Origin of the sequence: Endozoicomonas sp. NE40, from assembly GCF_040549045.1 — a bacterium.
GTDB classification, from domain to species: Bacteria; Pseudomonadota; Gammaproteobacteria; order Pseudomonadales; family Endozoicomonadaceae; genus Endozoicomonas_A; species Endozoicomonas_A lisbonensis.
Genome location: NZ_JBEWTB010000002.1, coordinates 2,493,329 through 2,516,823, shown reverse-complemented (window position 1 = coordinate 2,516,823; position 23,495 = coordinate 2,493,329). Strand labels below are relative to the sequence as shown.

At 49.2% G+C, this 23,495-nt stretch carries 23 protein-coding genes; 11 read left to right on the top strand and 12 right to left on the bottom strand.

Going from position 1 to position 23,495, the window contains the following annotated elements; genetic code table 11:
• The first annotated feature begins 57 nt into the window (after positions 1 to 57).
• From ubiD to V5J35_RS12440, 3 genes are all read left to right on the top strand, one after another.
• Entirely contained in the window at positions 58 to 1,533 is a 1,476-nt protein-coding gene (gene ubiD, locus V5J35_RS12450) for a 4-hydroxy-3-polyprenylbenzoate decarboxylase (RefSeq protein WP_354011289.1), read from the top strand.
• Positions 1,534 to 1,538: 5 nt separating this feature from the next.
• Positions 1,539 to 2,267, top strand: coding sequence for a hypothetical protein (locus V5J35_RS12445; protein ID WP_354007447.1), 729 nt, complete (start codon positions 1,539 to 1,541; stop codon positions 2,265 to 2,267).
• Between the two features lie 198 nt (positions 2,268 to 2,465).
• Entirely contained in the window at positions 2,466 to 3,113 is a 648-nt protein-coding gene (locus tag V5J35_RS12440; protein WP_354007446.1) for a TetR/AcrR family transcriptional regulator, read from the top strand.
• A gap of 42 nt (positions 3,114 to 3,155) precedes the next feature.
• On the opposite strand, the gene parC is transcribed toward V5J35_RS12440, so the two are convergent.
• From parC to V5J35_RS12425, 3 genes are all read right to left on the bottom strand, one after another.
• Positions 3,156 to 5,411, bottom strand: a complete 2,256-nt coding sequence (gene parC / locus V5J35_RS12435) for a DNA topoisomerase IV subunit A (RefSeq protein ID WP_354007445.1) — start codon at positions 5,409 to 5,411, stop codon at positions 3,156 to 3,158.
• A 59-nt stretch (positions 5,412 to 5,470) separates the two neighbouring features.
• A complete protein-coding gene (locus V5J35_RS12430; protein WP_354016395.1) occupies positions 5,471 to 6,172 on the bottom strand; it encodes an endonuclease in 702 nt (233 codons plus the stop codon).
• Between the two features lie 151 nt (positions 6,173 to 6,323).
• Positions 6,324 to 6,968 carry a queuosine precursor transporter gene (locus tag V5J35_RS12425; protein WP_354007443.1) on the bottom strand — a complete coding sequence of 215 codons (645 nt, stop codon included), beginning with the start codon at positions 6,966 to 6,968 and terminating at the stop codon, positions 6,324 to 6,326.
• 219 nt (positions 6,969 to 7,187) lie between these two features.
• Here V5J35_RS12425 and V5J35_RS12420 point away from each other — a divergent pair, with 219 nt between their 5' ends.
• Positions 7,188 to 8,105, top strand: a complete 918-nt coding sequence (locus V5J35_RS12420; RefSeq protein WP_354007442.1) for a cation diffusion facilitator family transporter — start codon at positions 7,188 to 7,190, stop codon at positions 8,103 to 8,105.
• A 34-nt stretch (positions 8,106 to 8,139) separates the two neighbouring features.
• On the opposite strand, the gene V5J35_RS12415 is transcribed toward V5J35_RS12420, so the two are convergent.
• Positions 8,140 to 8,361 (bottom strand): hypothetical protein, encoded by a 222-nt coding sequence (locus V5J35_RS12415; protein WP_354007441.1) that lies wholly within the window; start codon positions 8,359 to 8,361, stop codon positions 8,140 to 8,142.
• Between the two features lie 96 nt (positions 8,362 to 8,457).
• The gene (locus V5J35_RS12410; protein WP_354007440.1) at positions 8,458 to 9,711 is read right to left on the bottom strand and encodes an FAD-dependent monooxygenase; all 1,254 of its coding nucleotides are present in this window, start codon (positions 9,709 to 9,711) and stop codon (positions 8,458 to 8,460) included.
• A gap of 212 nt (positions 9,712 to 9,923) precedes the next feature.
• Here V5J35_RS12410 and V5J35_RS12405 point away from each other — a divergent pair, with 212 nt between their 5' ends.
• A complete protein-coding gene (locus tag V5J35_RS12405) occupies positions 9,924 to 11,615 on the top strand; it encodes a hypothetical protein (RefSeq protein ID WP_354007439.1) in 1,692 nt (563 codons plus the stop codon).
• Between the two features lie 13 nt (positions 11,616 to 11,628).
• On the opposite strand, the gene V5J35_RS12400 is transcribed toward V5J35_RS12405, so the two are convergent.
• The gene (locus V5J35_RS12400) at positions 11,629 to 11,865 is read right to left on the bottom strand and encodes a hypothetical protein (RefSeq protein WP_354007438.1); all 237 of its coding nucleotides are present in this window, start codon (positions 11,863 to 11,865) and stop codon (positions 11,629 to 11,631) included.
• 57 nt (positions 11,866 to 11,922) lie between these two features.
• Positions 11,923 to 12,834, bottom strand: coding sequence for a cytidine deaminase (gene cdd, locus V5J35_RS12395; protein WP_354016394.1), 912 nt, complete (start codon positions 12,832 to 12,834; stop codon positions 11,923 to 11,925).
• A 6-nt stretch (positions 12,835 to 12,840) separates the two neighbouring features.
• Here cdd and murI point away from each other — a divergent pair, with 6 nt between their 5' ends.
• Positions 12,841 to 13,848, top strand: coding sequence for a glutamate racemase (gene murI / locus V5J35_RS12390; RefSeq protein ID WP_354007435.1), 1,008 nt, complete (start codon positions 12,841 to 12,843; stop codon positions 13,846 to 13,848).
• Positions 13,849 to 13,866: 18 nt separating this feature from the next.
• Here murI and V5J35_RS12385 read toward each other — a convergent pair whose 3' ends face one another.
• Positions 13,867 to 14,973, bottom strand: a complete 1,107-nt coding sequence (locus V5J35_RS12385; RefSeq protein ID WP_354007434.1) for a TRAP transporter substrate-binding protein — start codon at positions 14,971 to 14,973, stop codon at positions 13,867 to 13,869.
• A gap of 206 nt (positions 14,974 to 15,179) precedes the next feature.
• Between V5J35_RS12385 and V5J35_RS12380 the strand changes: the two genes are divergently transcribed.
• On the top strand, positions 15,180 to 16,472 hold the full coding sequence (locus V5J35_RS12380; protein ID WP_354016393.1) for a hypothetical protein: 1,293 nt from the start codon (positions 15,180 to 15,182) through the stop codon (positions 16,470 to 16,472).
• Between the two features lie 41 nt (positions 16,473 to 16,513).
• On the opposite strand, the gene uvrD is transcribed toward V5J35_RS12380, so the two are convergent.
• A complete protein-coding gene (uvrD, locus tag V5J35_RS12375; RefSeq protein WP_354007431.1) occupies positions 16,514 to 18,685 on the bottom strand; it encodes a DNA helicase II in 2,172 nt (723 codons plus the stop codon).
• A 133-nt stretch (positions 18,686 to 18,818) separates the two neighbouring features.
• Between uvrD and V5J35_RS12370 the strand changes: the two genes are divergently transcribed.
• The 3 genes from V5J35_RS12370 to znuA all read left to right on the top strand — a co-directional run bounded on the left by V5J35_RS12370 (position 18,819) and on the right by znuA (position 21,127).
• On the top strand, positions 18,819 to 19,676 hold the full coding sequence (locus V5J35_RS12370; protein WP_354007430.1) for a MurR/RpiR family transcriptional regulator: 858 nt from the start codon (positions 18,819 to 18,821) through the stop codon (positions 19,674 to 19,676).
• Positions 19,677 to 19,794: 118 nt separating this feature from the next.
• On the top strand, positions 19,795 to 19,971 hold the full coding sequence (locus tag V5J35_RS12365; RefSeq protein WP_354007429.1) for a hypothetical protein: 177 nt from the start codon (positions 19,795 to 19,797) through the stop codon (positions 19,969 to 19,971).
• A gap of 214 nt (positions 19,972 to 20,185) precedes the next feature.
• Complete coding sequence (znuA, locus tag V5J35_RS12360; RefSeq protein WP_354007428.1) at positions 20,186 to 21,127, top strand: zinc ABC transporter substrate-binding protein ZnuA; 942 nt, start codon at positions 20,186 to 20,188, stop codon at positions 21,125 to 21,127.
• Here the strand turns inward: znuA and V5J35_RS12355 are convergent, their stop codons facing one another.
• Together V5J35_RS12355 and purU are read right to left on the bottom strand one after the other, a co-directional pair.
• On the bottom strand, positions 21,128 to 21,421 hold the full coding sequence (locus tag V5J35_RS12355; protein ID WP_354007427.1) for a hypothetical protein: 294 nt from the start codon (positions 21,419 to 21,421) through the stop codon (positions 21,128 to 21,130).
• A 108-nt stretch (positions 21,422 to 21,529) separates the two neighbouring features.
• Positions 21,530 to 22,384 carry a formyltetrahydrofolate deformylase gene (gene purU / locus V5J35_RS12350; protein WP_354007426.1) on the bottom strand — a complete coding sequence of 285 codons (855 nt, stop codon included), beginning with the start codon at positions 22,382 to 22,384 and terminating at the stop codon, positions 21,530 to 21,532.
• A gap of 154 nt (positions 22,385 to 22,538) precedes the next feature.
• Between purU and def the strand changes: the two genes are divergently transcribed.
• On the top strand, positions 22,539 to 23,147 hold the full coding sequence (gene def, locus V5J35_RS12345; RefSeq protein ID WP_354007425.1) for a peptide deformylase: 609 nt from the start codon (positions 22,539 to 22,541) through the stop codon (positions 23,145 to 23,147).
• Here the strand turns inward: def and V5J35_RS12340 are convergent.
• Positions 23,144 to 23,488, bottom strand: a complete 345-nt coding sequence (locus tag V5J35_RS12340; protein WP_354007424.1) for a hypothetical protein — start codon at positions 23,486 to 23,488, stop codon at positions 23,144 to 23,146. The two genes, def and V5J35_RS12340, sit on opposite strands and share 4 nt — an antisense overlap.
• Between the last annotated feature and the right edge of the window lie 7 nt (positions 23,489 to 23,495).

The window sequence follows — 23,495 nt, the reverse complement described above, 5'->3', positions numbered from 1 at the left end:
TCCCTGATAACAACACAATCAGTTCCCTATAACGATAACCTCCCGGCAGTAGAATCCATGAAATACAGGGACCTTCGAGATTTTATCCAATTGCTGGAACAGCAGGGCGAACTGAAGCGAATTACCGCTGAAGTCGACCCTTACCTGGAAATGACCGAGATCAGCGACCGAACCCTGCGTAAAAAGGGACCGGCGCTACTGTTTGAAAACCCCAAAGGCTTTGATACGCCGGTATTAACCAACCTGTTTGGCACACCACGACGAGTTGCCCTGGGAATGGGGCAGGACAATGTCAGCGCCCTGAAAGAAGTCGGGCAGTTACTCGCTTACCTTAAAGAGCCTGACCCACCCAAAGGCTTTAAAGATGCATTGCAGAAGCTTCCGATTTTCAAGCAGGTTTTAAACATGGGTCCCAGGGTGGTCAACAACGCTCCCTGTCAGGAAGTGGTTCTGAAAGGTGATGAGGTTGATTTAACCCGATTGCCCATACAAACCTGCTGGCCCGGCGATGCAGCACCCCTTGTTACCTGGCCTCTGGTTATCACGAAAGGTCCTGAAAAAGACCGCCAGAACCTGGGCATCTATCGCCAGCAGTTGCTTGGACCCAACAAGCTGATTATGCGCTGGCTGTCTCATCGTGGCGGCGCTCTTGATTACAGGGACTGGCAGCAGAAACATCCGGATAAGCCTTTTCCTGTTGCCGTTGCATTAGGCGCAGACCCGGCCACCATTCTTGGTGCTGTGACACCGGTTCCGGATTCTCTGTCAGAGTATGCATTTGCAGGTCTTCTGCGTGGTTCCCGAACCGAGCTGGTCAAATGTAAAACCAGCGACCTGCAGGTACCAGCCAGTGCCGAATTTGTTCTGGAAGGGCATATCCATCCGGGGGAAATGGCAGAAGAAGGCCCCTATGGTGACCATACCGGCTATTACAACGAAGTCGAATCGTTCCCGGTGTTCACTGTTGACTGCATCACCCATCGCAAAGACCCGATCTACCACAGCACCTATACAGGCCGTCCACCCGATGAGCCCGCTGTACTTGGGGTCGCGCTGAACGAAGTGTTTGTTCCGATTCTGAAAAAGCAGTTTCCGGAAATTGTGGATTTCTACCTGCCACCGGAAGGCTGCTCCTATCGCATGGCCGTTGTTACCATGCGCAAAGAGTATCCGGGTCACGCCAAGCGTATTATGCTGGGAGTATGGTCTTTTCTCAGACAGTTTATGTACACCAAGTTCGTGATCGTGACCGACGATGACGTGAATGCTCGGGACTGGAACGACGTAATATGGGCAATGACCACCAGAATGGACCCCAAACGGGACTCCGTGTTTATTGAAAACACGCCCATTGATTACCTGGACTTTGCCTCTCCTGTCGCTGGCTTAGGTTCAAAGGTGGGTTTTGACGCAACCAATAAATGGCAGGGTGAAACGGACCGGGAGTGGGGCCGGGTCATCACCATGAGCGATGACATTAAAAACCGGGTCGATGATCGCTGGCAGGAACTGGGCATTTTTCCAGAGGAATAATGACAATGGACAATAACGTTTCGGAACAGGCTTTTGATGTAACCGACATTCATCCGGCAGGTTCCGACGTTTACCGGATTATCCTGAAACCCCGGTCAGGTTTTGTACCGCCTTACCGAGCCGGGCAATACCTGGAAATTCTTTTACCCAATAAACAGCCCTGTGCCTTTTCCATTGCTTCCGCACCATTACACCAGCAGGAAGCACTGGAACTGCACATACAGAAGTTGCCAGACAGCCCAAACTCCGCTTCACTGTTTGATCTGTTTGACAACGGATGCGTTGATGTTCGCATGCCTTCAGGCAACTGCTTTCTGCCAGAGCCTCTGCCGGAGACGCCTCTGGTGTTTATTGCGGCAGGTACAGGCTTTGCCCAGATGAAAAGCATGATAGAACACTGTCTGAACCTGAAACACTCCGGAGACATCTACCTGTACTGGGGGGCTCGCACGCCTGCTGGCTTCTACCAGCCCTACCTGCCTGTGGAATGGTCAGCCAGAGGCATTCATTACCACCCGGTAGTCAGTGATGCCGTTGCCGATGACGACTGGTGTGGGCGTCACGGTTTACTCTACCATGCCATCCTGGCTGACAAAGACCGGCTGCTCACGGGTCATATATATCTGAGCGGATCGCCACAAATGGTTTACACGACGGTTGACGCTATTGAAAGGGCTGGCTTTAATCGAAAAAGCATGCACTCAGATGTTTTTGCTTATGCACCCAGACCTTGATTTAAAACGACAGTCGACTACTGCTACTTCATTCTTATCTCTATTTAACTGAATAATAATTATTTTATATTAACTACCCTCTTTCGTTTATAAGTCATTCGACGTTTAAAAACTGCCGTTATTGAATGGCAATTATGTAACCCTTGTCTATATTGGTACTCGACCGTCATAACTCACAACGTAAACATGGTACCTGTCATGCAATCTTCTGCGTCCACTATTGGGCATACAGGAATAAAGACCAGCCGGGTCCGACAGAAAAATATCCAGGTCATACTCAAAGCCGCTGAAGACGAATTTGTGATCAGTGGGTTCAAAGGGGCTTCGATCCGTGACATCGCGAACCGGGCAGGGCTTCCTAAAGCCAATGTACACTACTACTTCAACAGCAAAATGGATCTGTACAGTGCTGTGCTGTCCCACATAATGGACTTGTGGGAAGCGGTTTTCAGCGGACTGAATCCGGAGGACGATCCAGCCAGAGCATTACGACAATACATTAACGCCAAGATGCGATACTGCCTGGCTCATTCCAGTGCTTCCCGCATTTTCAGCAGTGAAATCCTTCACGGAGGTCAGCACCTTAAAGAACACTTCAAACACTTTAAAGACTGGATCGACGACAAATCCAGAGTGATTCAGGCATGGATTGACTTGGGAAAAATGGATCCGGTCGACCCGTTGCATCTGTTGTTTACCATCTGGGCCACCACACAATATTATGTGGACTACAACCCCCAGGTAGCCACTGTCTTAGGGAAGGAAGAACTCAGTGAGAAAGATATCCAGGCTGCAACCGATCATCTGTGCAACCTGGTTATCAAAGGCTGTGGTATCAGGGCTTAACACTTTCCCCACCACGTCCTGCAGACAGGGCAGTGAATTTAACTATTCACTGTCGCCTGCCACTTCAACACTATCTACTTTCTGGAAACCTCTGGGCAACTTGTTACCCCTACGCCCACGCTCACCATGATAGTGTTCCAGGTCTGCCGGTTTCAGCGTCACATGACGTTTCCCCGCCCGCAGCACCAGTGAATCGTCTTTGCTGAAGACCGCCAGGCCAACCAGAATTTCAACCCGCTCTGCCGCCCTTGCCGTTGCGATACTGATAATTTTGTTACCCTTGCCCCGACCAAGTTTCGGCAACTCAGACAATGGGAATACCAACATTCTGCCTTCATTGGTAATGGCCGCCAGCAGCTGTTCTTCACCCTGTACGGGGACAGGCGACATCACTCTGGCATTTTTGGGCAGAGTAAGAAGCGCCTTACCGGCTTTGTTCTTGCTGACCATATCGCCGTGCTGAACCACAAACCCATAACCGGCGTCTGATGCCATCAGGTAACAGTCACTGGTATCGCCCACGCATAACCCTTCAAAGGTTGCACCGGAAGGCGGATTGACACGTCCCGTCAAAGGCTCGCCCTGACCACGGGCAGAGGGCAGGCTATGGGTTTGAACCGAGTAGGCTCGTCCGGTTGAGTCGATAAAGACAGACGACTGATTACTCTTGCCCCGTGCCGACAGTCGATATTTATCACCCGACTTGTAGTTCATGGTAGAAGGGTCGACTTCATGGCCTTTGGCACAACGCACCCAGCCTTTTTCCGACAGAATGATGGTGACAGGTTCTGAACTCATCAGGTCTGTCTCAGACAAAGCTCTGGCTTCCTGACGCTGTTCAATGGGAGAACGGCGCTCATCGCCATACTGTTCTTTATCCGCAACAATTTCTTTTTTGATCAGGGTCTTCAAACGACGCTCGGAGCTTAATACCAGTTCCAGCTGCTTACGTTCATTATCCAGCTCTTCCTGCTCGGCACGGATCTTCATCTCTTCCAGCTTTGCCAGCTGACGCAGCTTGATTTCCAGAATGGCGTCTGCCTGCAACTCAGACAGCCCGAATTTTGCCATCAGGGCGGCTTTGGGTTTGTCTTCACTGCGTATAATGTCGATCACTTCATCGATATTCAGGAAAGCTACCAGCAAGCCTTCCAGAATATGCAGCCGTGCCAGCACCTTGTCGAGACGATACTGCAAACGACGGCGTACCGTGTCAGTCCGCCACGACAACCATTCGGTCAGCATACGATCCAGCGACTTAACCTGTGGGCGACCATTCACACCAATCATGTTCATATTGACCCGATAGGTCTTTTCCAGATCAGTGGTGGCGAACAGGTGATTCATCAGACCTTCTACATCAATGCGGCTGGACTTGGGGACAATCACCAGACGGGTAGGGTTTTCATGGTCAGACTCATCACGCAGGTCAGCCACCATTGGCAGTTTTTTCGCCTGCATCTGGGCTGCAATCTGCTCCAGCACCTTGGCACCTGAACACTGGTGGGGCAGGGCGGTGATAATGATATCGCCCGATTCCTTCTGATAAACCGCACGCATCCGGACAGAGCCACGCCCCTGCTCGTACATTTTAAGAATGTCTTCACGGGGCGTGATGATTTCAGCTTCTGTCGGATAGTCCGGCCCCTGAATATGCTCAACCAGCTCTGCAATCGTTGCCTTCGGATTGTCCAGCAAATGCACACAGGCATCGGCAACTTCGCTCAGATTGTGGGGAGGAACGTCAGTCGCCATGCCAACCGCAATACCCGTAGTACCGTTCAGCAGCAGGTTGGGCAGGCGGGCTGGCAGAATGGAAGGTTCTTCCAGCGTGCCATCGAAGTTGGGTTCCCAGTCTACGGTTCCCTGTCCCAGCTCACCCAGAAGAACATCCGAATACTTTGTCAGGCGGGATTCGGTGTAACGCATCGCCGCAAACGACTTGGGGTCGTCAGGAGAACCCCAGTTGCCCTGACCATCCACCAGCGTATAACGATAGGAAAATGGCTGTGCCATAAGCACCATGGCTTCGTAACAGGCGCTGTCGCCATGGGGATGAAACTTACCCAGTACATCACCCACGGTACGGGCAGACTTTTTGAACTTGGCCGTATTTTTAAGACCCAGTTCACTCATCGCATAGACAATACGACGCTGTACCGGCTTAAGCCCGTCGCCAATATGAGGCAGAGCCCGATCCAGAATGACGTACATGGAATAATTCAGATAGGCACTTTCTGTGTACGCACGCAATGACTGGCGTTCTATTCCGTCGTCGCCAATAACGGTTTGTTCCATTCTGATAAAATCCGGAAGCGTTAATGAATCGAGTTATAATATCATACCTAAGAGTCAGACTATCCGGCGTGTGCTGAAACGTAAGGGTTCTCCCAGCCCTGAACCCTCGAAATCTTGTCATTGCGCTGAAGCTCCCACTCTGTTGGCGGATACAGTTTGTCCCAGGCTTCGTAAAGCTTGCGCTGACCGTCACTCAGTTTGAACGGATAACGGTCCTCCATATACAGGTAAATTCGGGCAATTTTGCCCCGCTTGGCTATGGGTGGCTGCGCCTTACGTTCTTTGAAGTTCACTTTGAAGTCACACTGTCCGTACATTTCCGGTGTGTCGAGAAGAAAGCCAAACCGGTAGTTGGATCGGTCGCCATTTACTTCGCCCACGGCCGGTGCCAGATTATGAAGGTCGGCTTCCATGCGGCGAAATTTTTCGTTCCTTCCACAGTTTCTGCGCCCGCCATCCTGCCAGCACTGCAGCTGATGACCAAACTCCCAGGCGGGTACAACATGCTCCCATTCAATACGGTTGGCACGAACTTCCTGCTTCCGAATTTCATAACCACAGGATTCAAGATCGGGTACCAGCCTTTTGCCTTCACGTTTGATATCACAGCCACAGTAAAAGCTGGTCATATTGGCTTCGTAGATTTTTTCAGCCTCGCGTTTGGCCTGTGAGAAGTTCTCCGGGGCAGAAGGTGCAGAAAAAGCCTGAAATGAAATGGCACAGAAACCAGCCAGCAAAGCAGCTTTAAAGGAAAACGACATTGGGTAAGACACTCACAAATTCAGACAGATGACCGGAAAGTGTTTGATTGTATCTTCAGAGATGGAAAGAGATAAGAAGCAGGAAAGGAAATAATACGACTTAAGCCGTCTGATTTATATAGACGGCTTAAGTGCAGATCAAGAGTATTGATCAAGCGTAAGCTGTCTGCGCCTCTGAAACCAGTTGTTTCTTCAGCATCGACACCCCCATATACACAACAGGTGTATCAATCGCCGCAATCAGCATTTTAACAATCCACTGTCCAATAATCATTTCACCGATCGGAAACACACCATAAAAGGCAACCGTTACAAAAACGGCTGAATCAATCAGTTGAGAAGAGAACGTAGAAGCGTTGTTACGCAGCCACAGGTGCTTACCATTGGTCGCCTTTTTCAAACGGCTGAAAATGGTGATATCCAGATACTGGCTGGAAATATAAGCCGCCATACTGGCAATGATAATACGTGGGCTGCTGCCTAATACCTGTTCGAACACTTCCTGTCCCTGCCAGAAATAGGCGGCTGGCCAGACGATAGCCAGCTGAATCAGCAAGGTCACCGAAATCATGGCAACAAAACCCGCCAATACCATTTTACGCGCTACTTTTTCGCCATACACTTCACCAATGATGTCGGTGCAGGCAAAAGTAATTGCGTAAGCCAGTACCCCGGCAGGTACGGCAAAGCCAGCAATGTTGATGATTTTTGCAGCCAGAACTGCTGCGATGGCCATGCCGGAGAAGAACAGTGAAAATACGATCATTCTCGGCAGTGGGTATTCCCGGGTACTCATAAAGAGAGACTCCTCGTTTGAAACCGCTGTCGTTTATAGGATATGTACGAGAGTACACAATTTGGAGGCTGTGAACCTTATCGGTCTATCTGCATGGGGTCAATGGGGGTTTATCAGCAACAGGGATGAAACAGGGTAATCCAGTATTTTCAAATCGGTCCGGTCACCTTAAGGTTGCAGCCAGAAAACTCATAAAAACGCCCATAAACCATGGATCCAATGACTGATACACAACCATCGCCGTTCGTTCATAACACAGAGCTGGCAGCACACACTGTTACTGTTACCACCTGGATTGGCTTAATCGTTAATCTGGCCCTTTCTGTTCTGAAAATTCTGGCAGGAACACTGGGCAACAGCCGGGCTGTTGTGGCTGACGGTTTGCACAGCCTTTCCGACCTTATCAGTGACTTTGCGGTGCTTGCAGGCGTAAAAATCTGGTCAAAACCTGCCGACAGTCGGCACCCTTACGGACATCAACGCTTTGAAACCCTTGTTACCCTGTTTATCGGGGTTCTGATGGTTGGTACAGGCATTGGCATAGCCTGGGATGCTTTTTCTTCCTGGGATAAAGGAAATATTTCCAGCGCAGAACCTGTTGCTCTCGTTGCCGCACTGATCTCCATCGTTACCAAAGAAGGTCTGTTCCACTGGACTCTGCACAAAGGTAAACAGGTTAATTCGTCAGCCCTGATCGCCAACGCCTGGCATCATCGAAGTGATGCGTTAAGCTCAATGCCCGCAGCCATTGCGGTACTGGTATCAATGTTTCTGCCCCAGTTTGCCTGGATCGATCTGGCGGGTGCGCTCATTATTGCGCTGTTCATCCTGTTTTCAGCCTTTAAAATCTGCTCCCCTGCACTGGGCTCCCTGGTGGATACCGGGGCTTCAGAAGACATTATCGAGCGGCTCCATGAGCTTGCAGTCACCGTTGAAGGCGTTAAGGGCATTCACCGGTTAAGAACCCGGCACCATGGTGGGTTGTTTGTGGATATGCACCTGCACGTTGATGGCACTCTGACCGTCAATCAGGGGCATGATATTGCGTTAGCGGTTGAAAAGTTATTGCTTGAAGAGGGGCCTCAGATTCTTGAGGTGCTGATACACGTTGATCCGTGGAATGAGACAAAGCAATAAAACGCAAAAGGGCAGCTTCAGCTGCCCTTTAGAATCAGTCACTGTATTCTTCCATGGGAACCAGCACTTCCGAGAGCTGGACGCTCAGCATGCCAATCACAAAAACGACCAGCATCATGCCCGCACCGGACTGCACGGAAGACCATAGAGAGTCATGCCGGATCAGGTAATGGTAGGCAGTTCCCAGAAACAGCCACATCCACCAATAACCTAAAGAAGCAATTGCAGCCAGTTTTAAAAAGGCTGATAGCACCATCCGCATAACCTGACTCCCTACCTGAAATATTTAGCCAGAGAATCGTAACGCCCCTGAGATTCCAGAGGCATCAGGGATTAACGCAAACACTGTGTTTTATTGTAATAACCATTCCGGCTTTTTACCGGAAACACCCATCGCATACTTCATCACCTGCGTAACTGCTGGCCTGTTTTTCCCGGCAATGGCTAACATCGCATTGCGAGCAAGCTTCAAAGGCAGACTGTTATTGCTGAACGTATGATAGAAAGCATCCATTGTCGTCATCATTAACAGATTGTCTTTACGTCTGGCCTTTTCATAACCCGCCAGAACATCGGCAGAGCCCAGGTTACGCTGCTGTTTTTTTGCATCAAACAGGTGTTGACCCAGCCAGGCAACGTCCTGAAAACCAAGATTCACACCCTGACCTGCCAGAGGGTTTATGGTGTGTGCAGCATCTCCTACCAGAACCACACCCTGTGTGTAGTAATTTATTGCATGCCTTCTGGCTAAAGGAAAATAGCTGCACTCGTGCAACGCTTTTATTTCTGGCAACTCAGTGGGAAAGGTTGTCTCTATTTCATTAATAAGCTCATCAGTGCGTTGCTGGTTCGCCAGCGACATTAACCGCCGAATCGGTTCCGGCTGGTGATACCAGACGACAGAAGCATAGCTTCTGCCATTGATATCAGGCAGGGGCAAAAACGCCTCGGGACCCGTCGGGGTGAATGCCTGCCAGGTGATGTCCTGCTGCCCGCCGGCAATTTCAACGGTGGCAACAAAGCACTGCTGGGCATATTCAGACGTTTCAAGACGAATACCTGCCTGTTCACGAACTCTGGATTGAGCGCCATCCGCTCCGACCAGCAGTTCACCGGAGAAGACACGTCCATCCTGCAAAGTAAGTTCGGGTTGTTGACCGGAGAGGTTTATGTGTTCAATCGTCACCGGGCAATGCAGGTCTACACTGTCATTGTCTTTTAGGGCTTCCAGCAAACCCAGCTGAGTGACCCGGTTTTCGACGATAAAACCCAGCTGCTCAAAGTGAGCATCTGCGGCGTCAAACAGGGTTTGATTGAAGCGCTGACTGAAAGGATGCTCAAGCTTTTCCCAGACAGCCATTTTCCGATACGGACACATGCGCATGGATTGCATGAGCGACCAGGCCCCCACCTTTCGTAGTAAGGCTTCTGAAGCCTGGCTCAATGCAGACACACGAATATCAGGCAAAGCCTCTGCCGCAAACGGTTCCGGCATTTTCTGGTCGAAAACGGCTACAGTAATGCCATGCAACCCCAGCGCCGCAGCCAGTGCCGCGCCTACCATTCCCCCACCAACTACCAGTACATCGTAGTGTTTTTTAGTCATAGCTGCTCTTTATCATTACTCTTATCGTTACTCTTTTAGCTGCGCTTTATAGTCGTTCTTTATCGCTGCCTTTACGATCGCCATTCTGGTCAGTTTTTTATTTTGTGGTCATCAGAGCATAGCCTGTTTAATTGCTCAAGAACTTGCAACTCCCTCAGTCACTGCTAAACAGATACGGTCTATAAATATAATGGTTGAGCGAGGAACACATAATGAAGTATCGGACTCTTCCGATTGTCTCTCTTTTTGCAACTTTTCCTGCATTGGCTTTTGACTCAGGCTTTGGTTCAGTAATGCCATCAGGTGGGCTGGAATTTTCTACTCCCGAAGTTGGCTTCATTAGAAAGGACACTGTTTTAGCTGACAGCATAGCCGACATCACAACCTCCCGGGTAATGCCAGAACTACAGCAAACCCAACAGGTAGCGCTGCCTCTTAACGGTATTTCTGCTCAGCTTTTTCGTTATACCAATGGAAAGCAGTCTTTGTCTTTCAAACTCTCTGGGGAATACGGCACGGTACCGCCCGAATCAGGTCAACAGAATGCTTCCGACTATCAAAGTCGGCTGCTTAAAATAGCGGAGCCTGTCGCTAATAATAAACTTAAGGTTTTGTTTGATGAGGTCAGCTCTAACTTTATTCTCTCTGCAACAACCAAAACAGCATACCGAATCAAAGTGCCTTCCCGTGTAGACAGAGATGATTACCCTGAGGGAGTTTTGACCGGTTTTACAATGCTTCACCGTACATCATTAAAGGATATGACCAGTGCCTGGTCCTGCTATGAGAATGCAGGTTACTTTTTCTACTCCACTGTAATCTGTGATGACGGTTCACATTTATCATGGAATAAAAAGGAAAAGCTATATGTTTATCAGGCAGCGGATGCCGCACCTTTTCCTTCACCACCAGATTTTTCATTTGGCTGGCAACAGTTTGGCTTTGACGAAAGCTGGTTCTTATCTGATGAGTATTTGCTTTTAACGCGCAAAGGAGAACCTGTCAAAATTTCTGTTATAGGTGAAATCAGTTCTAAGGAAGAGCCTGTGGACGGCAACAGTTCTTCAAAAAATGAAGGCTCTGACAGCAGGGAGTCTTCTGCAGCCTCCTCAGACACAAAGCAAAGCCCACCTTCAGTGACTGCCGAACCTAAAGGTTCCAGTTATGGTTCAGCGGGGGGTAATGAGCCTCCCCGCAGACCTGTCAAATATGAGAAAAAAGAACCAGAAGAAGGTGTTGCGCCTAACAAAACCAGGAAAAAAAGAATAACAAAAGTAGCTAAAAATTCTGGAGTTGCGACATACTTCCCATCCAACCCATCTAAAAGATTTGAACTTCCTTACTCTGCAGTGGGCGGACGAAAGCCCCGCCTAACTATCCCTATGATTCAGAATGACCCTCATTATCCGGTTGCCCGGCAATACATACAGTCGGTTCCAGATGAAATGGCTCCCGGGACTCCTCCATCTGAAAGAAGATCCTCACTAACTGATAGTAATAGTGATAGTGAGAGTGCAACATCCTGTGACGACAGTGACCAAAGTGACCAAAGTGACCAAGAACAAGTCTTTGGCACAAACGATGAAGATGCCATTTTAACTAACAGCAAAAAAAGCAGAATTGAAAAAAAGCAAAAAAGAACACATGACCAAAAAGATGGTAAAGAACGTAAAAGAAAAACAAAAGATGACCGCTCAAATAAAGATGGTAAAAATCATCATAAAGGAAAAAATAAAAATCGCATTAACCCTCAAGCACAGTGGGAAGCTGAAGAATACAGAGGAAGTGAGTGCGCAGAAGATTCCCCAGATTCAATCAGTTCTGAGGAAGGAGGAAGCACGGATCAACAGCAAAGTCAGCCAGAAGGCCCTGAACAAATGAGTTCTTTTTTAGAGTATTTTTAATGGGAACTGAAAGCTAATTATCTTCACTCTTTTTTCGCCGGGCTCTGCGCTCGGCGATTTTTCTTTTCTTTTTACGAGCCTTGCGTGCAGCCAGTTTTTTCGAGCGGGTGACATCAGCATGATCATGGGGCAAAACAGGATTATACGGCTTGTCATCCTGCTTTTTATTTTGCTGGTTTTCACCCGAACCATCGTCGGAGTTGTGACCGTAATCAAGATTCGTGGATGTGGTGGAAGGATCTATTTTCATCGCTGAGCGTCCCTGCCCGAAATATTCAACATTTACTAACTTGGCTTCCTGTTTAGTTTAGACCCTGAAATACTCAAGGTTAACACCATAGTCAGCCAGAAAAGCCTCTGCCAGATAGCGCTGTGAACTGGCTCCCTGCTGTTCAACCATCACAGCGGCAACCACACGATCTTCTGGCTGCGCAAGCAGTGCCATCCGCCAGTTAACAACCACCGCTTCCATAGCTGAAATGCCCGGATTAAAAGCGGCGTTCTCTCCATAGCGTCCGGTGACCACCCGACCACTGGACAGTTGCAGAGCTACGCCCGCCCGGCTGTTTGAAATGGGCGCATGGCTTCGCTGAGCCGCCTCCAGTGCCGCCTGAGCCAGCTCGCTGTTTTCTGCCAGCGACATCTCTTCCAGCGTCAATGGATAACAAACATCGCTCATCAGGTACTCTTTGACACCCAGGTCATCAGGGCCAAAAGCACCTGGCAGCAAATCGGCGATCCTGCAATTCACGATTTCCCCACCGGGGCTGCGATCAATAATGATCTGCATCTCATCAACCCGGTTCAGCTCTTTTAAAAACTGACGACAATGCCCGCAGGGAGCCTCATTCACCATCAGGCGTTGCAACCGGGTTTCCCCCTGGTGCCAGGCATTGGTGACAACACACTGCTCAGCATGGACTGTAATTTTCAGAGGGTGCTGCAAAAACTCAAGGTTCGCACCGAAATACAGATTGCCACTGCCTCCTTCTGCGACGGTTCCTACCTGAAAACCGGAAATCGGAGTAACACTCAGGGAAGCTGCGAGAGGCAACAGAGCTTTCATCAGCTCCCCTATTGTCATATTCAGACAAGACAGTAATGAGTCAACCTGCTTTTTATCCAGTCGCCCGGACTGCGTGGACAAATTTTGCAGGATCGATGCAGGTTCAACAGGAAATTCGTCCAAAAGACTATTGAAGTCATTTTTAATCTGCATGACATAATGACCAGTAAGAAAGTGACGGAGCTTTACAATACTGTATTGCAGCGCTCTGTCCAGTTTTCAGGCAAAACTGCAATCTCCGGAAGGCTGTTGCAGTATGAACTTATTTGCAAACCGGTTGCCAGCGTCTACCCTGTTTGCTTTTGTGGAACGACAGCACCTTTGTCTATGCAACGGCTCACGCAACGACCTATTCATCGATCTATTCAGCAAGAGAACCCCATTGTAATCTTCGACTCCGGCGTTGGGGGGCTGAGTATTTATCAGGAAGTCAAACGCAGACTTCCGGGGATCGAGGTCATTTACTGCGCGGACAATGAAGCATTCCCTTATGGCCCAAAGCCAGAGGCTGAAGTCATTGACCGAACCCTGTATTGCCTGAGCCAGCTGGCTGAGCAATATCAGCCATCCCTTGCCATTATTGCCTGCAATACAGCCAGTACCATCTCTCTACCCCGAGCCCGACAGACGCTGCAAATTCCGGTGGTGGGTGTTGTTCCAGCCATCAAACCGGCAGGAGAGTGGTCAAAAAAACGCAGTATTGGATTGCTGGCCACACCGGGAACCATTGCCAGAGAATATACTCATCAGTTAATTCGTGATTTTGCCAGAGACTGCGATGTCATTTCTGTGGGTTCCAGTGAACTGGTTGAAATGGCAGAACGCCATCTGCGTGAACAGCCTGTCAGCCATGAGGAGTACAAAACCGTCGTTGAACCTTTTTTTGCCAATGGCAAACAGCCCGACTGCATTGTATTAGGCTGCACCCACTTTCCTTTGCTGGAGCAACAGCTTCAGGCCGCCTGTCCGGCTCCCATTCACTGGATTAATTCCGGCGAAGCTATTGCCAGACGGGTTGAATTTCTACTGGATACTGTCCCTGATTCCAGAACACCGACCTCTGACCGGTTTATCTATACCGGTAGCCCTGACGGCATTCATGCCCTGATGCCCGCGCTGGAGTCAATGGGATTTCAAGAGGTGCATGAGCTGGAGCAGGGAAGTTAATCCCTGCTCATTTAGCTTCTATAAAGAACGAGCGTCGTAATAAGCTTCTTCAGATATTTTGTGATACTGGATGGACTGTTCGCGGAAGGCATTGAAGGAATCGTAAACCCGTTTGGCAACATCACTGGTGGCAGCCACTTCAGCCGTCACCTCATCAGCGGTTTTCTTCAGCTCTTTTAATACGTCATCCGGCAAACGACGCAGCTTCACGCCATGCTCAAACACCAGCTGGTTCAGTGCCGCATTATTTCTGGCAGTGTACTCGTCGATCATGTCCTGGTTAACCGCTCTGGCGGCAGCCGTTACGATGGCCTGAAGGTCAGCTGGCAAAGCGTTCCAGGCATTCAGGTTAATGGTAAATTCCAGCATGGTGCCAGGCTCATGCCAGCCCGGATAGTAGTAATAGGAAGCGACTTTATAGAAACCAAAGGCCATATCGTTGTAGGGGCCAACCCATTCGGTCGCATCAATGGCTCCGGTCTGAAGAGCCGTAAAGAGTTCACCGCCCGGCAGTGTTACCGGGACGCCTCCCAGACGCTTCAGCACTTCTCCGCCCATGCCGGGAATGCGCATTTTCAACCCCCTGATATCATCAAGAGAGTTAATTTCCTTATTAAACCAGCCCGCCATCTGTACGCCGGTGTTACCACCCGCCAGAGGCTTGATGTTAAAAGGCTTGTACACTTCATCCCACAGGGCCTGTCCACCGCCATAGTGAATCCAGCTGCTGATTTCCTGAGCGTTTAAACCAAAAGGTACGGCGGCAAAAAACTGAGCGGCAGGCTCTTTTCCCTTCCAGTAGTAGGCTCCTGCATGTCCCATGTCAGCGGTACCATTGGACACTGCATCAAACACTTCCAGTGCCGGAACCAGTTCACCAGCGCCGTATACCTTAACCTTAAGACGACCAGCACTCATTTCATCAACCATACTGGCAAAACGTTCCGGCCCCATGCCCAGTCCGGGGAAGTTTTTCGGCCAGGACGTGACCAGTTTCCATTCAAAGGATTGAGCTTCAGGCTCTGCTGCAGCGGAAGTTTCAGCTTGCTCGGACGATCCACAACCGGCGAGGAATGTTGCAGACAATGCCAGCCCAACGGAGGCAAGCAGGTTACGACGTTTCATGACTTTACCTTTCTGTCATTGTTGTTTTTATGTAGCTGTTTTTATAGAAGACAGGAGCATGTTAGCAGGTGTGTTTTTTCAAGCAACTGAAATTCATTAAGCTGCTCATCAAACGATTCATTAAGCTATTCATTGCAGTATTGATTGAACTATTTATTTTTCGATTAAATAATAAACCTATTCGACACAGGGACTGGTGAAGAATAATGAAGACAACCAAATTCCATGTTCATCTGGCTCTTACCGTCATCGCTTTGCTGCTAACTGCATGCGGTGGTGGCTCTGGCAGCTCCAGCAGCTCATCCAGCGCAACCAGTTTTACCGGACAGTTTCTGGACAGCCCGGTTCAAAACATTGGTTACAGAACCGCAACGCAAGAAGGATTCACGAATGAACAGGGAGAGTTCCAGTACCGGGCCAGTGAAAAAGTGACTTTCTATATTGGTTCTATTGCGTTCCCACCAGTGAATGCGGAGGCTACCGTAACGCCTCTGGATATTGCACAAGCCGCCGACCCCGGTAATCAAAATGTTAAAACCGACCACCCGGTTTCTGTGAATATACTCAGAGTGCTTCAATCCCTGGATCTGGATGGCAACCCAGAAACCGGTATAAGGATTCCAGCCACAGCAGCACAGTTCGCCAATCAGCTTCTTTCCTCCGGTATTGATTTTACAGACCAGAACCTCGACCTGGATGCACAGGGCAGTATTCTGGATTTTGTGCGCGAAGTATCCGGTGACAGCAGTAAAACGATAAAACCGGAAGGGGAAGCCCTGCGGCATTTTAAAGAACAGCTGGCGACTAAAGACAAGCCTGACTACACCGGTGCATGGCTGCTTGATTCGAGTCAGGATAAGGTTTCGCTGCTTATTTTCATTGAGCAGGAAAGTGGCTCAGGCATTTATTATCAGGCTGAGTTTAACGAGCCTGACAATAACAACGGTATAGAATACGGTTCCTACACCTATCAACCAGACACCGGACAACTGACTTTTATTAATGAAGTCGATACCAACGGTCCGGCAGGTATTAATGATGAGTCGGTCAGAGATTCTAATCACAGACTGCTTAATATTCAGATACTTAACAACAAAAACGTACTGGCAATTAACAGGGCATCCTACAATCCTCTTACTGGCACTATCGAAAGCGAAGAATCAGCGTTTTCCCGGATAAAGTCTGTTTATGAAGAACTGTACGGCGTCTGGCGCCCTGAGCCGTCAGAAGGTAATGACTCTGTATTCGTCTTTGCTGAAGATGGTCGCTATTACGGCATTCAGTCAAAAGAACCCAATAATCAGATCGGGGGAGAGTACGGGACTTTTGATCTTTCCGAGTCAAAACTGACCTTTAAGATAGAACAGGACCATAGTGGAGAATCTTTGCTTTCTGCGGTTGAACAGGCTGAATCTTCCGCCACGGTGGAGGGTAATACTCTGCAAATCACCTTCAGTGAAGGGAGTGAATCAGCAACCGTCAATTTATCCAGACAGTAGTCAAATAATCAGCCCGGACTGAACATCCGGGCTGGTAAAGATTATGAAATCACCGCCAGATTAGCGTAAGCCATCATCAGCCATTTGGTGCCTTCACTGTCAAAATTCACCTGCACTCTTGCCTGAGCCCCGTCACCTTCAGCGCTTAAAATAGTACCTTCGCCAAACACATCGTGGTGTACCCGCTGTCCAAGCTCCAGCCCGGCGGACGCTGCAGAAGACGCAGGCTGTCGTGTAGTGGTCGGGCGTGAAATCGTGCCTCCCAGACGCACTTCCCGGATCAGCTCACCGGGTATTTCACGAATAAACCGGGAAGGGCGATTGAAGGTATCCTTGCCATATAAACGACGATTTTCAGCATAGCTGAGGGTCAGCTTCTCCATGGCCCGGGTAATACCTACATAACAAAGACGACGTTCTTCTTCCAGATTGCCTTCTTCCAGAGACATTTTGTGAGGGAACAGACCTTCTTCCATGCCTGCAAGGAACACCATCGGGAACTCCAGACCTTTAGCCGAGTGCAGTGTCATCATCTGAACACTGTCAGAAAACTGGTCGGCCTGGTTGTCACCGGCTTCCAGTGCCGCATTGGCCAGAAACGCATCCAGCGGACTCATGGTTTCAGTTTCTTCATCCAGATCAAGGTCGTCGATATCAAACTGGCGACAGGCGGTCACCAGTTCTTCAAGGTTTTCCACCCTGGCACGACCTTTTTCACCCTTCTCTTTTTCATGGTGTTCAACCAGGCCTGTGTGGGTGATCACACGATCCGTCAGTTCACCAAGATCAAGGTCGTCACCTGCCGCAGCGAGGGTTTCAATCAGGTCGACAAACTCTGCCAGCGAACGACCGGCCTTGCCACCAATAGCCTTGTTGGCAATCACGCTCTTGATTGCCAGCCACAGGGAGACATCCTGTGTGCGGGCAGCCTCCCTGAGTTTTTCAACGGTTTTCTCACCGATACCCCGTGCCGGAATATTGATCACCCGTTCCAGAGATGTGTCGTCATGGGGTGTACTGATCAACCTCAGATAAGCGAGGGCATTCTTGATTTCAGCCCGTTCGAAGAAACGCTGGCCGCCATAAATCCGGTAAGGAATTCCGGCTCTCAACAACGCTTCTTCCAGGTTCCGGGACTGGGCATTGGAACGATAAAGGATGGCAATGTCGCTACGGGATTTGCCTTCGTTAACGGCTTCACTGATGCGGTCAGAAATAAACCTGGCCTCATCCATTTCGTTGAAACCGGAATAAAGCTGGATCGCTTCTCCATCGCCACTGTCAGTACGCAGCTCTTTGCCAAGGCGGTCAGGGTTGTTGGCAATAACCGCATTGGCAGCATCAAGAATCATGCCTGTAGAGCGGTAGTTCTGCTCAAGTTTAACCGTGGTGGATTTTGGAAAGTCTTCGGTAAACTGGCGGATATTCTCAATACGAGCACCACGCCAGCCATAAATGGACTGGTCATCATCCCCCACGACCATCATTTTGTCTTCATCACCCACCAGCAGTCTTAACCAGGCGTATTGTACGGCGTTGGTATCCTGAAATTCGTCCACCAGAACGTAGCGAAAACGCTGTCGGTAGTGTTGAAGGATATCCGGGCGTTTCAGGAACAGCTCATGGGCTCGTAACAGCAGCTCACCAAAGTCCACCACCCCCATCTGCTCGCAGTACTGGTGATAGGCCCGGTAAACATCCAGCATGGTGCGTTCAAACGGATCATATCCCGGATCAATGTAATCAGGGCGAAGTCCTTCGTCTTTCTTGCTGTTGATGTACCACTGCGCCTGTCTTGGTGGCCAGCGCTGTTCATCCAGCTGCATCGCTTTCATAATGCGTTTTATGACACGAAGCTGATCATCACTGTCGAGAATCTGGAAGCTTTCCGGCAGACCGGCATCCTGGTAATGAGCCCGCAACAGTCGGTGAGACAAACCATGAAATGTCCCCACCCACATGCCTCTCGGAGGAATCCCCAGCAGGTCTTCAATTCGAGAGCGCATTTCTGCCGCTGCCTTGTTGGTAAAGGTAACGGCCATGATGGAGTAAGGCGATATTGCTTCTACCTGCACCAGCCAGGCAATGCGATGCACCAGTACTCTGGTCTTACCACTTCCGGCTCCAGCCAGTACCAACATCGAACTCAGCGGGGCTGTTACCGCCTGCCGCTGGGCATCATTCAGAGAGTCAATTATCGGTGTTACATCCATAGCGGGTCTTCGCAATTAAAACTTGGAACAGTGTAACGAATACTCGATACGTTATCGATCAGGGGCTTATGTCTTATTTTCAAGCGATGTAGTATAAATACAAACATACTAATAATAATGAAGTCTGAAGTTTATGAACGACCCTATTATTGCCGTACAACAGGGTTACTCTTCCCTACGCCGCTCCGAGAAAAAAGTGGCCGACTTTGTCCTCAAATGCCCTCATGAAAGCCTGAACTGCAGCATTGCTGACCTGGCAAAGAAGACGCAGGTCAGTGAACCAACCGTGATTCGTTTCTGCAAAGCCATTGGTTGCGCTGGCTATCAGGACTTCCGGTTGAAGTTGGCAAAAACAGTGGGCAGCAGCGATACCTCCACGCCACAGTTTGCAGAGTTTTCACTGAACCCTGACGATTCTATGGAAGACCTCAGTCGTAAGGTTTTTGACAGCTCAATCAGAGAGATTCTACAGGTAAAACACGCTCTGAATACTGGCCTGATAGACACCGCCACCCAGGCTATTGCCCGGGCAAGAAGGGTTGAGTTCTTCGGGTTTGGCGCTTCAGGCATGGTTGCCCAGGATGCACAGCATAAATTCATGCGCCTGAAACCGCTGACCTTTGCCAGTTCAGATCCGCACCTGCAACTGATCTCTGCCTCAACCATGACTGAAGCCGATGTCGTTATTGCCATTTCGCAATCAGGTCGCTCCCGGGAACTGCTACAAAGTGTGAAGCAGGCCAGAACAAAGGGTGCCACCATTATCGGCGTCTGCTCTGTCAACACACCGCTGGCTGAGTACTGCCATATTCCGCTGTCAATCGAAGCAAGAGAAAACACCGCTCTCTTTACACCACTGTCGTCAAGAATTGCTCACCTGATCGTGATCGATGTACTGGCAACAGGTGTAGCTGTACTCAAACAACCCGAGGTTTCTGAGCAACTGCGAAACATTAAACAGAGTTTAAGTGCCAGCAAGACAGAAACCTGAAACCAGGAGCTGTACGAAATGTCTTACACAGATAAAAGACATGCACCCTTGTCAATAATATGACACAGGCTTATTTTAAAAGGGTCAGTAAGCAAAAAAATAATAAGAGATTACTGCCATGCCCAAGAATAAAGCCTCCAAAAAAACGTCCATCGCCGCTTCCGGTCACCCCCGGGACGGAATGCCCGAAAAAGGATCAAAGCGGGCTCTGTACATCCGTCGCGCTCTGGAAGACCGGGAAGAAAAGAAGCGCCTGAGTAGTGAATGTGGTGAAGATTACTGGGGTAGCTATTAACGGATACAGCAAGTAACGGAAACAATAAGGCAGCTTCGAGGCTGCCTGAATTCCTTCAACGACTGCTTCTACTTATCGAAAAAAATCACCCGACGGGCCTGCATGTGCTAAAAACAGGGGGTCTGGAAAAAAACCATTAATTGTACAAAAGTACACATCATTTTGTATATGTTATATTATAACGTTCCGAATTTAAGCAGTGTTGTAACGTTTCATGGTTCCCAATAAGAAATTCCCTATAATAATCAGCCTTATCAGTTTGCTGTTTTTCCATACGCCAGCATTTTCCAGCAAACTGCCCAGCCAGCCGCAGCCTCCGAAAGTATTAACATCCATCAAGCCAGTACAGCTGATTGCCCAGGCAATCACTGAGGGTGTTACAGAGCCAGATGTTCTTCTGCCTCCCGGAGCTTCACCTCATAGCCACAGTCTGAGACCTTCTGATGCCCGCCTGCTGCAAAGCGCTGATGTCATGTTCTGGATTGGCCCGGATATGGAGGTGTTTCTTGAGAGGATGCTGGCCAATAACAGAAATACCCGCTCTGTCCCTATGATGAGCGCCAAAGGCATTCATTTAAGGCATTCTGATGATGGTGATGAACACCACCACCATCATCATGACGACGGTCATCATCACCATGGAGACTACGATGCTCATATCTGGTTAAGTCCGCAGAATGCCATCGCTATGGCGACAGCCATGAGTTCAACCCTGAGTGAGATGGACCCGGCCAATGCCAGCCTTTACAAAAACAATCTGAAAAACTTCGTAAGTAATATGAACCAGGTTGATGCCCGCAATAAGAAAAAGCTGGCACCTTTCATCAAGCGCCCTATTTTTGTGTTCCACGATGCGTATGGTTACCTTCAGGATCATTACCACCTCAATATTGCCGGACATTTCACCCTGAATCCCGAACAGCAGCCAGGAGCCCGTCATCTGGCAGAGTTAAGAGGGAAGCTGAAGGAATCTGGCAAAACCTGTGTATTCAGAGAACCACAGTTCCAGCCTGCTTATATCAATAGAATTGTTGAAGGGCTCGACACCAAAGTCTCTCTGCTTGATCCTCTGGCAACGGATATTGCGGAAGGACCCAATGCCTATCCAGAATTTATCAACGGGCTTGTGAACAACATTGTTGACTGCCTGAAATAATCAGGAAAATAAACTGAGCCCCAGATAGCTGCCAGCCAGAAAGGCTAAAGCAGCTGCCAGGGGAACCGAAGTGGCTGACAGGGTCAGCCACATTCTCAGCCTCTCAGACTCCAGTCGGCGATTCCAGCACTGCACACTGAACTCCAGGTCATCATCCAGCTCGGAGGACAGTCCACACCGATTGCAGTGAACCTGCCACATTTGTGTTTCTGAAACGACCATATCAGAGAGTTCGGCCTTTCCCCGGCAGCAGGGGCAGGGCTTGAGAAGCGCAAATGGCAGATTCTTTTCCATAAGCAGCTCAACGTGAATATCACTTAGAATCAGTTTTACACATTCTCTAACAGGTTATCCACAAGCTATACCAATCAAAGTTATTAGCCTGCTTCTGTTGAAAAGTGTTCAGTCCAGAATAACGGTCTTTTTGCCATCGACAATAACGCGGTCTTCAAGATGATAGCGCAGACCATGAGCCAGAACGTTTTTCTCTACATCTTTCCCTAAACGCACCATATCTTCTGGCAGATGATTGTGACCCACTCGAATCACATCCTGTTCAATGATAGGGCCGGCATCCAGCTCTTCAGTGACATAATGACAGGTGGCTCCCACCAGTTTTACACCGCGATCATAAGCTTGGTGATAGGGTTTTGCGCCAACAAACGAGGGCAGGAAACTGTGGTGAATATTGATCAACCGGTTTTCATAGAGAGAGCACAACTCTGGTGGGATGATCTGCATGTAGCGCGCCAGTACAACTGTATCAACGGCATACTCAGACAAAAGCTCTTTCATGCGCTCGTAAGCCACGGCCTTGTTGTCTTTATCAACCGGCACATAATGAAAGGGGATGCCATGCCACTCAACAAAACTGCGCAAGTCTTCATGGTTAGAAATAACGCATGGAATATCCATCGCCAGATCACCACTGCGCCAGCGATAGAGCAGGTCAGACAGACAGTGAGCCTGCTTGCTGGCTAACAGGGCAACCCGGTGGGGCTGCCCTGAGTCGTTGATACGCCAATCCAGTTTTAACTGATCAGCAATGGGCTGAAACCTCGTGCAGAACTCCTTCAGCCCAAACGGCAGGCTGTCCGCTTTGATCTCATGGCGCATGTAGAAACGACCTGTCACGGGATCGGAGTGGTGGTTAGCTTCAAGAATCCAGCCACCTTCCCCAGCAATAAACTGGCTGACTGTTGCTACAATGCCACTGGCATCCGGACAGGAGATTAACAGTCTATAGGTTCTTGTCATCGTTCTATTCTTTTAGTTCAAGATTATTATGATAAGTACTCAGCCTGAAAACGTTTTTGAAAAGAGCCAGGCTTTAAAAAGCGGCATTATATGACGACTCAGCCGTGATATCTTTATTATTTTTTAATGATTAAACGGAAATAGGGGAAGATCAATGAAGTTGTCACCAGAAGCAGACGTTTTACTGATGGGTCATCCGCTGCTCTTTCAGGAGCAGCCACAGGTGACACTGGACGAAATAGCCACCAGTGAATTTCAGGATAATCTGGATGCCCTCCGCCAGATACAGCTCAGGAGTAATGGCATCGGTATAGCCGCGCCACAGGCAGGTTGGCCGGTCAGAGTGTTAAGTGTGGGAATTTCTGAAGAAAATCGAATACGTTACCCCGATATAGAACACATTCCTTTCAACTTCTGGATTAATCCACAAATCATTGAAAGCAGTGCAGACACCTGCTGGACCTGGGAAGGCTGCCTTTCTGTACCGGGCATGCGTGGCTGGGTTGAAAGGCCAGAATCGATTACTGTGGCAGGCTATGACCAGTCTGGCCAACGTCAGGAAGCGGAGCTGACCGGTTTCCATGCCCGGTTAATGCAGCACGAACTGGACCATCTCAACGGAATTCTGTACCCCATGCGAGTGGATGACAAAAGCCTGCTGATTCCTGACGGAGCCATATTTAACCAGGATGAATGGGCTGAGGGATGGCCTACACCCAACGCAAGAAACACCCCGGGAGGGGTTATTTCAAAAGAACGTTAGAAAATGCCTTCATCTTCTTCACCACCAATCAGGTTGGTTCGGTCGTCTTTGCGAAGTTCTTCACGGTAACGGCGACGATTCAATAACTTGTTCTGAACCGGGTCAGGCAGTTCGGTGAACTGGATAACGGCTTTATCAATCAACAGGTCGATAACATCTTCCAGTACACGGATAAAATCAGCATCGGCAGCCTGCATAACCTTGCCGCCAATGGTTGGGTTACGTTGAAGAAAAATGAGAACTGCCTCATCTTCCAGGTCTACCGATTTCCACTCATCAGAAAGCTGTTTTTCCGAAACCGCGATTATCAGCCCCTGATCATCCTTTAGCGCGTATAGCATCCTTGCC